At 42.4% G+C, this 12,639-nt stretch carries 12 protein-coding genes; 5 read left to right on the plus strand and 7 right to left on the minus strand.

The genetic code is table 11. The features are described 5' to 3' along the window. Positions 1 to 48: 48 nt before the first annotated feature. Positions 49 to 1,335 carry a dipeptidase gene (locus tag K1F36_RS00925; protein WP_220112122.1) on the plus strand — a complete coding sequence of 429 codons (1,287 nt, stop codon included), beginning with the start codon at positions 49 to 51 and terminating at the stop codon, positions 1,333 to 1,335. Here K1F36_RS00925 and K1F36_RS00930 read toward each other — a convergent pair. Both K1F36_RS00930 and K1F36_RS00935 read right to left on the minus strand, forming a co-directional pair. After that, complete coding sequence (locus tag K1F36_RS00930; RefSeq protein ID WP_176619984.1) at positions 1,332 to 1,751, minus strand: acyl-CoA thioesterase; 420 nt, start codon at positions 1,749 to 1,751, stop codon at positions 1,332 to 1,334. The two genes, K1F36_RS00925 and K1F36_RS00930, sit on opposite strands and share 4 nt — an antisense overlap. Positions 1,752 to 1,921: 170 nt before the next feature. Then, entirely contained in the window at positions 1,922 to 2,821 is a 900-nt protein-coding gene (locus K1F36_RS00935; RefSeq protein ID WP_220112123.1) for a DUF72 domain-containing protein, read from the minus strand. Between the two features lie 312 nt (positions 2,822 to 3,133). On the opposite strand from K1F36_RS00935, the gene K1F36_RS00940 reads away from it, so the two are divergent. Then, the gene (locus tag K1F36_RS00940; RefSeq protein WP_220112124.1) at positions 3,134 to 3,550 is read left to right on the plus strand and encodes a glyoxalase; all 417 of its coding nucleotides are present in this window, start codon (positions 3,134 to 3,136) and stop codon (positions 3,548 to 3,550) included. Here the strand turns inward: K1F36_RS00940 and K1F36_RS00945 are convergent. Then, a complete protein-coding gene (locus tag K1F36_RS00945; protein ID WP_220112125.1) occupies positions 3,536 to 4,219 on the minus strand; it encodes a DUF2461 domain-containing protein in 684 nt (227 codons plus the stop codon). The genes K1F36_RS00940 and K1F36_RS00945 overlap by 15 nt on opposite strands. A 92-nt stretch (positions 4,220 to 4,311) precedes the next feature. On the opposite strand from K1F36_RS00945, the gene epsC reads away from it, so the two are divergent. The 3 genes from epsC (at position 4,312) to K1F36_RS00960 (ending at position 6,615) form a co-directional block, all read left to right on the plus strand. Beyond that, entirely contained in the window at positions 4,312 to 5,103 is a 792-nt protein-coding gene (gene epsC / locus K1F36_RS00950; RefSeq protein WP_207031618.1) for a serine O-acetyltransferase EpsC, read from the plus strand. After that, a complete protein-coding gene (gene cysM / locus K1F36_RS00955; RefSeq protein WP_220112126.1) occupies positions 5,096 to 5,980 on the plus strand; it encodes a cysteine synthase CysM in 885 nt (294 codons plus the stop codon). The genes epsC and cysM overlap by 8 nt, the downstream gene beginning before the upstream one ends. A 152-nt stretch (positions 5,981 to 6,132) precedes the next feature. Then, a complete protein-coding gene (locus tag K1F36_RS00960) occupies positions 6,133 to 6,615 on the plus strand; it encodes a hypothetical protein (RefSeq protein WP_220112127.1) in 483 nt (160 codons plus the stop codon). Position 6,616: 1 nt separating this feature from the next. On the opposite strand, the gene K1F36_RS00965 is transcribed toward K1F36_RS00960, so the two are convergent. The 4 genes from K1F36_RS00965 to K1F36_RS00980 all read right to left on the minus strand — a co-directional run bounded on the left by K1F36_RS00965 (position 6,617) and on the right by K1F36_RS00980 (position 12,634). Further along, positions 6,617 to 8,086, minus strand: a complete 1,470-nt coding sequence (locus K1F36_RS00965) for a magnesium chelatase (RefSeq protein WP_220112128.1) — start codon at positions 8,084 to 8,086, stop codon at positions 6,617 to 6,619. Positions 8,087 to 8,094: 8 nt separating this feature from the next. Then, entirely contained in the window at positions 8,095 to 9,258 is a 1,164-nt protein-coding gene (locus K1F36_RS00970; protein ID WP_220112129.1) for a vWA domain-containing protein, read from the minus strand. 118 nt (positions 9,259 to 9,376) lie between these two features. Next, positions 9,377 to 10,225, minus strand: a complete 849-nt coding sequence (locus K1F36_RS00975) for a DUF4249 family protein (protein ID WP_220112130.1) — start codon at positions 10,223 to 10,225, stop codon at positions 9,377 to 9,379. Positions 10,226 to 10,228: 3 nt separating this feature from the next. Further along, positions 10,229 to 12,634: a TonB-dependent receptor gene (locus tag K1F36_RS00980; RefSeq protein ID WP_220112131.1), complete on the minus strand. Its 2,406-nt coding sequence runs from the start codon at positions 12,632 to 12,634 to the stop codon at positions 10,229 to 10,231. Positions 12,635 to 12,639 lie beyond the last annotated feature (5 nt).

The following is a 12,639-nucleotide window of genomic DNA, read 5'->3' on the forward strand; positions in this document are numbered from 1 at the left end:
CGGATATTGTTGTCAAATTGCGTTATTTGTATGTGTAAAAAACCAACCATGAAATATTTTTATTTATTCCTTAGTATTACCCTGCTCATATCTTGCGGGGAGAAAAAAACCGAAACCAAAGAAGAAACCTTGGTAGAAAAAGCACAGAGAATCCACGATTCCGTAATTACGATTGATACGCACGATGATATCAACGTTCAAAATTTTACGGACAGTATCAACTACACTCAGAATTTGGATACCCAAGTAAACATACCCAAAATGAAAGAGGGAGGTCTCGATGTAGCATGGTTAGTAGTGTACACAGGTCAAGATACCTTAACAACGGAGGGTTATGCCAAAGCATCTGAAAATGCAATCTCAAAATTCGAGGCTATCCACAAACTTTGTGAGGAAATAGCTCCTGACGAGATTGAGTTGGCCCTGACCTCTGAAGATGTTAGAAGAATTGTGGCCGCAGGCAAAAAAGTGGCCATGATCGGTGTTGAAAATGCCTACCCAATTGGCGAAGACCTTTCTAAAATTGAAGAATACCAAAAGCGTGGTGCCCGATATATGTCCTTGGCACACAATGGCCATAGCCAATTGAGCGATTCCAATACAGGGGAGCAAGACAGTGTTTGGCTTCATAACGGATTGAGCGACCTTGGCAAAGAAGCGGTTGCAGAAATGAACCGTGTTGGAATGATGATCGATGTTTCCCACCCATCAAAAGAAGCGATGAAACAAATGATCGAGCTTACCAAAGCTCCGATAATCGCATCGCACTCATCGGCAAGAGCACTTTGTGGCCATAGCCGTAATCTTGACGATGAGCAATTAATGTTGATGAAGGAAAACGGAGGTGTTGTACAAACCGTAGCTTTTAGTTCTTACTTGAATACCGAGAAGCATGAAGCACGTTCCGCCTACATGTCGGAGGTGTACAAAAAAGTGGCAGATTCCTTGGGTCTTGCTTGGTACGAGCGCTCCCAATTTGGTTCGTTGACCGATGAACAGCGCGAAGAGTTCTTTGCCAATTACGGAAAAATCAGAAATATCGGCGAAGAATTGGCCGAAACCGACCCCAACGTGCCACCTGCGGTGAACGTATCGGATTTTGTGGACCATATCGACTATATGGTGAAATTGATAGGTATCGACCATGTGGGCATTAGCTCCGATTTTGATGGCGGAGGCGGTATTGAAGGATGGTCGGATGCATCCGAAACCTTCAACGTAACCTTGGAACTCGTAAAAAGAGGCTATACCGAAGAAGAAATTGCCAAATTATGGGGCGAAAATCTATTAAGGGTATTGGATGAAGTTCAAGCGGTCGCCAAAACAATGAACTAAGAAGTGGCTTTTTGCTCTTCTTTTTCTTTTTTGGCAAGTCGGTCCTTAACGTATTCTATTTTCGTTTTACCGTGAGCCTTGGGATTACCGTTCTCATCTAGATTCACCATAATAATGTTGTCTACGGTAACAATACTTTCGTGGGTCATCTTGTTTCTAACTTCACAGTTGAGCGAAATTGAGGTGACCCCGAATTTTATTACTTCAATACCAATTTCTATGATGTCCCCTTCGTGGGCCGTGCTCATAAAATTGATTTCGGACATATATTTGGTTACGATTTTTTTGTTTTCAAGCTGTATAATGCTGTACAATGCAGCCTCCTCGTCTATCCAAGCTAGGACCTTGCCGCCAAAAAGAGTTCCATTGGCATTCAAATCTTCTGGCTTTACCCATTTTCGTGAATGAAATCGCATAATTGAAACTTTTATAATTCAAGTACAAAGTTAGCGGAATCCTTTGAAGATTTTCTTGATAAAACCTTTAATTTATGCGAATTACGAATTTGAAATATTTCATGGAGAGCAAATATTGAGTAAACAATTTTAAATGCCCCAGATTTTAAACTTGATCAATTTGTGCCATTTTAATCGAATAAACCTTTTTGGGCAGGTAAAGTAGTCTTGGGTATATGCAAATTACAATTCATTTTGGCATTTAGTTGCTCAATAAAATAAGCGGATAACAAAGGAGACTCAAGTTCAAGGTTTTGATGCACAAAAAAGTGAATATGCTCCAACCCCATGGATTTCCATGAATTTAAACGCTCTATCCAATCATCTAAACGGGGATAATCCGATTTATGGTTCGCTCCAACATATCTAATAAAGGCTTCATTCGTGGTCAATCGCATGTGCATAAGGTCCCTCCTGCCAGCGGTGTCTACCAAAACGTTGGCAATATTGTTCTCTTCAAGTAAGTGATAAAGCTCCTGCGCCACCTTGTCATCATTGAACCAATCGGTGTGCCGAAACTCCATGGCCAAGGGGAATTCCTTCGGCCAATATTCCACAAAGCGCACTACCCTATCCCAGTTTTTTGGTCCAAAGTTATTGTGCATTTGTAAAAAGATGGTGCCCAGTTTTTCCCCGAGCAAAGAAGTTACCTCCAAATATCTATCGGCGATTTCATAAACTTTGTCGTTCATGCGACGAAGATGGCTTACTTCGTTGGTCATTTTTGGAAAAAACTTAAAGCCTTCAGGGGTTTTGTCACGCCACTTTTCGTACTGTTCTGCAGGGAAAATCCGATAAAAGGTGGCATTGAGCTCAATACAGTTAAATTGAGATGAGTAGTATTCCAATTCGTCTTTGGTACCCCTCGGATAAAAATTCTTCAGATCTTGCCGGTTCCACTTGGCACAACCCACGTACACCTCGGTGTTAGCACCCGTTTTGTTCTTTTTCAGGACTACCGCAGTATCCGGATGGTCGGGTGGTATGGTGAAATCTATATGTTCTGGGCGGTCTACTTTTCCGAATTTCATTTTGAATTCAATTTGATATAAAAATAAGGCTTTTGGTTCGTACAACGATTTAATACATTTTCTCTGTTTTTTCGGTATATTTAGTCATGATACATTTTCACATACCTTCTAAATTGCCTAAACTGTTTAGATATTGGGTTCTCTTTGAATTTTCAGTTTGCCTCCTATGTTTAATCTTTTACTGGATTTCCAAATTATTCTAATACCCCTTTGTTTTTGAGGCTTCAAGTTGTTCATAACCTAGTTGACAACTATTACCATAATTAAAAATGTGCAATGCATCATTCTGTAATTTTAGTAAAAATCACAACCATGGACTCACAATCCGACCGTAGATTGGACATTCGTCCCACCATTCAATCATCACATTTTAACAGCCAAATGGGTTTTGATGAGCATTTTCAAAACAAAACCTTACGTCCTGTAATCAAACTCCAAAATGATTTGTTGGTAGAGGCTTTCAAAAACTATGCAAACAAGCACAAGGGAGCTTTTTACGAACTTTCTCTGGAGAAAAAGATGGAGTATATAGAAAGGGCCATCCAAAAGGACATCAAATTCAGAAACTCTTTAAAAGGAATGATTATCGGTCAATTCACTGTAGAAGAGTACCGCGACTATATTACCAACTCTTCGGCTCTCAACAAGCGCATGATGAATATGGTAGTGGAACGCCTCAAAGACCAAATTCAACTTTTAGAGGAAGAAGAAGCACTATTCCAAAATTGATTCCCCGTTCAGGTTGGTGGTGAGGATATCGCTCATCAAATCAAAATAAGGACGAATGGACTTAAAGGATTTGTCCACTTCACCCAAAAAAGAAGGGGACAGCACTTCTTCATCTGTAAGATTCCGAACAAATACAAACTGTTTTTTTCGAATCAAGTCAATATCTGGGTGTTCCTTGTCAAAACCTTTGGGTGCCGTTTTTAATTCATCACCACGCAATTCACCCCAAGTTTCTTTCAATTCTTTTTGGTTGATGACTTTACGGAAGTCGTCTGCATCCATTTCCAGTTCTTTTCGAATACGAAACAGGTCTTCCTTGTTCGGGTCCCAGAATCCCGTAGCCAATAAGGACTCTCCTGGTTTTAAGTGAATATAATAACCGCCCCGTAAATGTGCCCCCAGTCGGGAAAAAGACCCTGCAAAATGACTTTTGTAGGGTGTTTTGTCCTTAGAAAACCGTATATCTCTGTAAATCCGGAACAGCTTCATTTTTTCAATATCATCGTGGTGGTTTAAGTTTGTCTTTACAGCTTCTAGAAATGACTTTACCTCGGACTGATGTTTTTTGAAATCAGTTTTATTTGCTTCAAACCAATCCCGGTTGTTGTTGTTTTTTAGCTCCTTCAGAAAATCAAAAACTCCTTTGGATATCGTTACATTGGACGCCATATATCGATAATATGTTATTTTTAAACTAAAGTTAGCCTTTTATATCTTCGCATGGTAAGGATTTCTATAATTTTAAGACAATATAGCGCAGCATGGACAAGGAAAAAATCATAGCCGAACTCAACAGGCACAAAAAACTGCCCTATCTTGACTTTAGATTGAAGCAGGAAACGGAGGACTTTACCGATACTCTTTTTTATACCCTATTTGATGCCAACACCCCAGTTGCCGTAAACTTGGAGCTGTTGGAGAATAAATTCAATCAGCTAATGGATATGGCTTGTTGGGATTTGGAGAAGCCCAATGAAGAACTTTGGGGCAATTATGTGGCCCATCTGCCACAGATTCTGGAGAATCTAAATTTAGACGCAGAGGCCATATTGAATTGTGATCCGGCATCCCTTTCCATGCAGGAAATTTATATGGCCTACCCCGGCTTTTATGCCATAGCCATTTATAGATTGGCGCACGAGCTTTATGAAGAAGGTGTTCCATTGATTCCTAGAATGATGACCGAATATGCGCATAGACAGACCGGTGTGGATATTAACCCAGGGGCAAAAATTGGCAAGTCTTTTTTTATAGATCATGCCACCGGTGTAGTTATCGGCGAAACTGCTGTAATCCATGACAACGTGAAAATTTATCAAGGGGTGACCTTAGGTGCCCTGTATGTGGCCAAGAACTTGCAGAAAACAAAGCGGCATCCCACCATAGAAAACAATGTGACCATTTACGCCAATGCCACTATTTTAGGAGGCGATACCGTTGTAGGTGCCAATTCCGTAATTGGCGGGAACGCTTGGATAACTTCGTCTGTGCCTCCCAACTCCACCGTTTATCATAAACCAGAAATTAAAATAAAGACAACCCCAAATGTCTAACAGCATACTAGATCTTATCGGAAACACCCCAATGGTGGAATCCAACGTATTGAATACCAATCCAAATGTAAAAATCCTGTTTAAGCTGGAAGGAAATAACCCTGGCGGTAGCGTTAAGGACCGCCCAGCATACAATATGATAAAAAGTGGGTTAGAGCGCGGCGATTTTACCAAGAAAACCAAATTAATCGAGGCCACGAGCGGTAACACAGGTATTGGCTTGGCCATGATAGCAGGTCTTTTTGGCCTTGATATTGAATTGGTGATGCCCGAAAATTCTACCAAGGAACGTGTCCAAACCATGCGGGCCTATGGAGCAAAAGTTACTTTGACCCCTGCCGATGTTGGAATCGAGGGGGCCAGGGACTATGCCGAAGCCAAAGTCAGGGAAGAAGGTTTCCAAATGTTGAACCAGTTTTCGAATGATGACAACTGGAAGGCACACTACAAAACCACAGGCCCTGAGATTTGGAGAGATACAGATGGGGAAATCACCCATTTTGTGTCCAGTATGGGCACTACGGGCACCATAATGGGAACTTCCACTTATTTAAAGGAGCAAAATCCCAATGTTCAAATTGTGGGCGTACAGCCTACCGACGATTCCAAGATTCCGGGCATACGAAAATGGCCAAAAGAATATCTGCCCAAAATCTTTAATCCGGACAAAGTGGATGCCGTAATGGAGGTTAGCGAACACGATGCTACCGAAATGGCGAAGCGATTGGCCAAAGAAGAAGGTATTTTTTCTGGTATGAGCAGTGGCGGAGCGGCGGCTGTAGCCCTGCGTTTGGCCGAAACTTTGGAAAGCGGTACTATCGTATCCATTGTATGCGATCGTGGTGACCGCTATTTGTCTTCTAATCTTTTTGATTAAGTAGAGAAATACTTTTTAGCATCTATTTTTTGGGTTTTCACGTCGGATTTTTCGTATTATCCAACAATGTTTGCAGCTTGTCGATTTCTTTGAAATAGCAGGGTAAAACGCCCGTTCTTTATATCAAATTAAGTCGCAAATCCGAGATAGATATGAATACGTTGTCAAAGATAATTACCTGGAAACGAAACATACTTGCCAGTATAGCGGTGCTGTTGACTTTGATTGTATTAAGCTTTTACGGAGTTTATACGAATCAGTTTTACTTTTTAAAACCAGATAACTATATATTTCCCATCTTGAGCTCTGTGCATTTTTTATACTTATATGTAGTTTGGTTCAAAATTACTGAAGATGAACTGCCAGATCCCAAAATGCGAAACATTGAGTATGTTCTTTACGCCATTATGATCGTGTATATCTTTAAAATTTATGACTCTATCACGGTGTTGAATTCAATGGAAACCTATGGCGAACACGTGATTCCTGTCACTTTTAAACCTATGGCAACCCTTTCTGTGGTCCTTTATAGTGTTTTGCCAATTCTAACGCTCTACACCTTTTGGTTGAGAAAGCGCTACATCGGTGTCTACAACTTTGAAAACTACAACGACAACCTAAATATTTGGCAATAGTTTATAGTCCTCGGATATAGTTGCCATACAGGTCTTTGAACTGGTACCCTTGCTGAAATCGATGTTTGCTCAGCTTTTTATGGGCTACCAATCCCCATAGCAACAGCTCTTTCAAGAAATATGAATCCTCTTTTGGGGTGTCCGGTTGATATTCCTTTAAAAGATGGTTCAGTGGACCGATGGAGTCCAGCTTGGATTTATATTCGTCCTCTTTTTCATCGTCCAAAAGGTCGAAGCCCTCTCCGTCAAAGAACCAACTGATCAATTCATCATATTCGGTTTCCTCTTCCTTGCGCTGAAGCTTATCAATTTTCGGGAAATAACTCGGAAATAATGATTTTGCGGCATCTTCAATCAAATTCTCGGCTACGGAACCAGCTCCCTCCTGTTCTCCTTCGTACACCAACTCAATTTTACCCGTGATGGAAGGGACAACCCCCATAAAATCACTCAAGCGAACATTGGTTTTCTTGTCACCGGCAACAATGGCCCTACGTTCGGCGGTACTCAAAAGGTTTTCGAATGCCGTGATGCTCATACGTGCACTTACACCACTTTTGGCATCCACATATTCGCTGTTTCTGGCCTCAAAACTGATTTGTTCCAATAAATCCATTGCAATTTCGGGTACATACACAAAATCGGACTGACGTTTGTCCAGCTTCGCTTCCTGCTTTGTTATTTTCTTCGCAATCTCAATACTCTCTGGATAGTGCGTCAAAATCTGGGAACCTATCCTATCTTTCAAAGGAGTAACAATGCTTCCCCTATTGGTGTAATCTTCAGGGTTGGCAGTAAACACAAATTGAATATCCAAATGCAAACGAAGTTTAAAACCCCGAATTTGTATATCACCTTCTTGCAGTATATTAAACAACGCCACTTGAATCCTTGCTTGAAGGTCGGGAAGTTCGTTGATCACAAAAATACAACGGTTGGCCCTCGGTATCATTCCAAAATGAATGACACGATCATCCGCGTAGGACAGTTTGAGGTTGGCCGCTTTTATGGGGTCCACATCTCCAATCAAATCCGCTACGGTAACATCGGGTGTGGCCAATTTTTCATAGAAACGCTCGTTCCGGTGTATCCAACTTACAGGGGTATCATCCCCTTTTTCCTTGATCAATTCCGTGGCATATCTTGAAATAGGTTCCAAAGGGTCATCGTGGATTTCAGAGCCCTCCACAATGGGCATCCATTCATCAAGCAGTTGCACCATTAAACGGGCCAAACGGGTCTTTGCCTGCCCGCGCAAGCCCAATAAATTAATATTGTGACGGGAAAGAATGGCTCTTTCCAGTTCTGGAATTACCGAGTTTTCATAACCCCAAACGCCTTCGAAAACTTGTTCGCCTTTGGATATTTTCTCCAAAAGGTTCTCCCGAAGTTCGTCCTTAATGCTTCTGTTTGTATATCCCGCTGATTTTAATTCACCTAGCGTTGTAATGTTGGTATGATCCAAATTCATATGTTGTGTTATCCTTTAATTCTTCTTTTTCTGTTTTGTTCGTAATCTTCAAAAATCATTTCACCCAAACCTTTTAGTCCTGTATAAAAGGCTTTTCCCTTGTTTGCTTTGGTAAATTCACGCACAAACTGCATCAGGTAGGGGTCCTCTGCAATCATAAAAGTGGTTATGGGGATATGAAGTTTCCGGGCCTGTTGGGCCATGGCGTAGCATTTTTCAACGATATATTCGTCCAAACCTACGCTGTTCTTGTAATAATCTCCGTTCGGAAGTCGCAAACAAGATGGTTTTCCATCGGTAATCATAAAAATCTGTTTGTTCGTGTTCCGTTTTCTACGGAGCATATCCATCGCAAGTTGCAATCCGGCCACTGTATTGGTGTGGTATGGACCTACTCTTAAATAGGGTAAATCTTTGATGGGAATGGGCCAAGCATCGTTTCCGAACACCAAAATATCCAGCGTATCCTTTGGGTAACGGGTCGTAATAAGTTCAGCAAGGGCCATTGCCACTTTTTTTGCCGGTGTGATTCTATCCTCGCCGTACAAAATCATACTATGGCTGATGTCAATCATCAGCACCGTGCTCATCTGGGCTTTGTGCTGGGTATCTTCGACCACCAAATCCTCTTCACTCAAAGTGAAGTTGTCCAATCCACGGTTTACTTGGGCGTTCTTGAGGCTTTCAGTCATACTGATGTGCTCCAAGGAATCCCCAAAGCGGTATTCACGGAACTCACCGGTATGCTCATCACCTTTACCTGATTTTCCTGTTTTGTGGTTTCCGGAGCCACTTCGTTTGATTTTTCCAAAGATTTGGTCCAAGGCCCGTTGGCGCAGCATTCGCTCCAACTTGGCGGTGACGGAAAGGCTTCCGCCTTTGCCCGTTTCATCCCCTTCTTCGCCTTCGCCGCCCTGTGGATCATCCATATCAAATTCCTCACGGATGTATCCCTTGGCCTTAAGGTCTTCTATAAAATCATCGATAGTGTAATCGTCGTCGGTAAGCTCGTATTCCTTATCCAATTCACGGAGCCAATCCAGCGCCTCCTCCACATCGCCCGAAGTGTGTGTAATCAGTTCCTGAAAAATCTCAAAGAGTTTTTCGAACGGAGTTTGGTCCGGGGCTTCGTAATTGGTAAAACGAAACCCTTTTCTTGTGTTCATAGCCATTACATAAATTTACGGTATTTCGCTGTAACGACTAAACGTTTAGAAAAAACTTAACGCGATGAACCAAAAAAAGCGCCGAACCAAGAAGCCCGACGCCTAAAATCCAACCAATCTAAAACTAGTCTTCCACAAAGGTGTAGCTGGTTTTGACCACCTGTGTTAACCTGAAGTACCCAAAGGCATAGTTTTCAGGATTTGTGGTATTGACACAGTTGCCTTTCACGTCCACTGGCGTGGACTCAAAAAGACCTACACCACCCAGTTGGGAAATGAGTATCTTGATGTAATCGTAATAGGCCTTGGAGATCCCATACATTTCTATGTCCACTACATCACCAGGTTTAAAAGGCTCTATTTCAGTATCATCGTCCTCGTCGATTTCATACCACCAATCAATCTCGTTGCCATTTAAAAATTCATCTTTGGCTGTTTCCAAATCAGGTAACAGATCACCTTCCCGCTGAAATTTGAAAAGATAATTGTTCCCTTCTACCTCCGGGTCGGTAAACACCACGTGTACTTCCAGTAGTTCATCATCAAACCCTTCTTTACGCCCCTGAAAAACACTGGTGATGTCCGTCACGGCGGTCATAGTCTCCGTTGCAGTATATATCTCACCATTATATTCGATTCTAAGCATGTATTTCTGTTCCAAAACGGGCTCAAAATTTGTGGTCAGGTATTCGCCGTTGCCCTGGTCCTCAAAATTATAGCTTGCCCCGCTGCCTTCATTGGTTACAACAACTGAGGCACCTGTTACTTCCATGTTGGTATTTGTGCTAAAAAATGGGGTGGATTCTCTCAATCGGATGGTCTGTACATTTCCTTCGGAGCCCTTTTCCCAGTCCAGAGATGCTTCCACCACCAATCGTTTTGGGCCTTCTTGGACCTCCACATCCACCACGTCCGAACATGAGGCAAATATGATCACAATAACCACCAATATAATTTTCTTCAATGTTTTCATGATTTAAAATTTAAAGTTGTAGGTCAATGAGGGCACAATGCCAAAAATCGCTGTTCGCGTAGCTTCGTTGGCCCCGGTCTCCATATTTTGACCGAAGGAAATCGAAGCGGCATTTTTTCTGTTGTAGAGATTATAGATGCTGAACACCCATTCGCCCTTGAAACGTTTATTTTGATATTTTCTTGGTTTGTAATTGACAGAAACATCCATCCGATGGTAGCTTGGCAAACGGTCTGAATTTCTTGGGGCGTAGCTTGCTATGGACAAATCCTCGTACACATATTGCCCATTGGGATAGGTCACCGGTCTCCCTGTTTGAAAAACCAGATTGGTTCCAAAACTCCATTGGTCGTCCAATTGGTAGGCTCCCGATATGGATATGTCATGCGTCCTATCAAAAGAGGCACTGTACCAATCTCCATTGTTGATACCGGGTCCTCCGGCTGTTCCTCCCAAGGTTTGTTGCTCTGATTTTGAGAGGGTGTATGCAATCCAACCCGTAAAGTCGCCCTCGTTCTTCCGAAGCAACAGTTCCAACCCGTAGGCTCGCATTTTGCCATTCAAAATTTCAGTTTCAATGGTGTTTTGACCAACTAGCTCGGAACCATCTATATAATCGATTCTGTTATCCACAGTTTTATAGTAGGTCTCCACTTCCAGCGAATAGGTCTTGTCCTTAAAATTGCGAAAGTATCCCAGCGCATACTGGTTGGCCAATTGTGGTTTGATAAAGGGGCCACTGGGCGTCCAGACATCCAAAGGGGTGACAGAGGATGTATTGGACAGTAGATGAATGTACTGGGCGGTGCGTGAAAAACCTGCTTTTAAGGATGAATCCTCGTTTAACAGGTATGCCAAGGAAACCCGGGGTTCAAAATTCCCGAAGGATTCAATGACATCCCTTTTTTCAAAATTGGTTTCGCCCGTTACCGTTCCCCTTTCATAAATGCCCAGTTCCGGATTGTACACTACGGGCTGATTGTTTGCGTAGGTGTTGATGGGTTGCCCACCAAATCTAGAGAAAGCACTGTATCGCAAGCCATATTGTGCGGTAAGTTTAGGGCCCAGTTTTTGCTCTGCGCTCAAATAAAATCCGCTTTCCAGCGCTTTTTTCTGGTCTAACTTTAATGGATTGACGGGTGATGTCTCGGCAGTGGGGTTCACTTCCCCTGGATTGAAATCATAATAAATACCGTTGATGCCAAAATCCAATTTGAAGTCATTGCTCAAATAATACTTAAAGTCATATTTAAGATTGTAGTTGGTGATGGAGGACACCCAATCAAATTCATCCTGTGCAAACTCCAGGTCGTAGTCATATCGACTTAAAATTGCCGAAAGATTGGAAAACAAGCGATCACTAAAAATATGGTTCCAACGTAGGTTGCCCGTGGCATTGCCATAACTACTGTCAAAACTATTGCCCAGTTTAAAGGCATCCCGTCCAAAATAACCACTTAAGAAAAGTTTATTGTTACGATTGATGCTGTAATTAGTCTTTAGGTTCAGGTCGTAAAAGCTGACACTGTTATTTTCTCCTGCGGCCTTGAGCAACAGATCCACATAGGAACGCCGACCGGCAATCAAAAAGGAGCCCTTATCCCCAAAAACGGGTCCTTCGGCCGTCAGCCTGCTTGATAGGACGCCAATGCCCCCGTTCAGTTCAAAGTTTTTACTGTTCCCATCCTTTTGTCGAATGTCCAACACCGAGGAAACCCTTCCCCCAAAGCTTGCTGGAATACCCCCTTTGTAGAGTTTTACATCTTTGATGGCATCCGCATTGAATACAGAGAAGAATCCGAACATGTGCGAAGTATTGTAAATAATGGCTTCATCCAGCAGTACAAGATTTTGGTCCTGTGCGCCGCCCCTTACATGGAATCCTCCCGTTCCTTCTCCATTATTGGTGACCCCGGGCAGCATTTGAAGGGATTTCAATACGTCCAACTCCCCCAAAACCACGGGCATTTGTTTCACGGTGCCCATGTTCATCTTTACCACGCTCATTTCGGGTTTGCGCAATATGGCCCGTTCTGGTTCATCTGCCATAACGACCACTTCATCCAATTCTGTCGAGAATTCGGATATTTCCACATCTTGCACGATGTCACGATCCAAATTAACCTCAATATTTACCTCATTATACCCCATATAGGAAATGCTCAACACATATTCCCCTTCCGGAGCTGTAACGGAATAAAATCCATATTCATTGGTAACACCGCCAACGGTGGTACCATTCAAGAATACAGAGGCTCCGAAAAGAGTTTCCCCATTGCTTTTGTCGGTAATGGTACCGCTGATGGTGTGGCTGGTCTGGCCTATGGCCAGGATACAGCCCAAAAAGAAAAACCACAGCAACCAAACGTTACATTTGATTACCGGGTCCAACTGTGATTTACTGTTCATTTTTG

Source organism: Flagellimonas abyssi (genome assembly GCF_019457905.1).
Taxonomy (GTDB): domain Bacteria; phylum Bacteroidota; class Bacteroidia; order Flavobacteriales; family Flavobacteriaceae; genus Flagellimonas; species Flagellimonas abyssi.

Bases quoted from the DNA above. Each gene is read 5' to 3' on its own strand.
- K1F36_RS00925 (WP_220112122.1), top strand. From the start codon at position 49: ATGAAATATTTTTATTTATTCCTTAGTATTACCCTGCTCATATCTTGC.
- K1F36_RS00930 (WP_176619984.1), bottom strand. From the start codon at position 1,751: ATGCGATTTCATTCACGAAAATGGGTAAAGCCAGAAGATTTGAATGCC.
- K1F36_RS00935 (WP_220112123.1), bottom strand. From the start codon at position 2,821: ATGAAATTCGGAAAAGTAGACCGCCCAGAACATATAGATTTCACCATA.
- K1F36_RS00940 (WP_220112124.1), top strand. From the start codon at position 3,134: ATGGACTCACAATCCGACCGTAGATTGGACATTCGTCCCACCATTCAA.
- K1F36_RS00945 (WP_220112125.1), bottom strand. From the start codon at position 4,219: ATGGCGTCCAATGTAACGATATCCAAAGGAGTTTTTGATTTTCTGAAG.
- epsC (WP_207031618.1), top strand. From the start codon at position 4,312: ATGGACAAGGAAAAAATCATAGCCGAACTCAACAGGCACAAAAAACTG.
- cysM (WP_220112126.1), top strand. From the start codon at position 5,096: ATGTCTAACAGCATACTAGATCTTATCGGAAACACCCCAATGGTGGAA.
- K1F36_RS00960 (WP_220112127.1), top strand. From the start codon at position 6,133: ATGAATACGTTGTCAAAGATAATTACCTGGAAACGAAACATACTTGCC.
- K1F36_RS00965 (WP_220112128.1), bottom strand. From the start codon at position 8,086: ATGAATTTGGATCATACCAACATTACAACGCTAGGTGAATTAAAATCA.
- K1F36_RS00970 (WP_220112129.1), bottom strand. From the start codon at position 9,258: ATGGCTATGAACACAAGAAAAGGGTTTCGTTTTACCAATTACGAAGCC.
- K1F36_RS00975 (WP_220112130.1), bottom strand. From the start codon at position 10,225: ATGAAAACATTGAAGAAAATTATATTGGTGGTTATTGTGATCATATTT.
- K1F36_RS00980 (WP_220112131.1), bottom strand. From the start codon at position 12,634: ATGAACAGTAAATCACAGTTGGACCCGGTAATCAAATGTAACGTTTGG.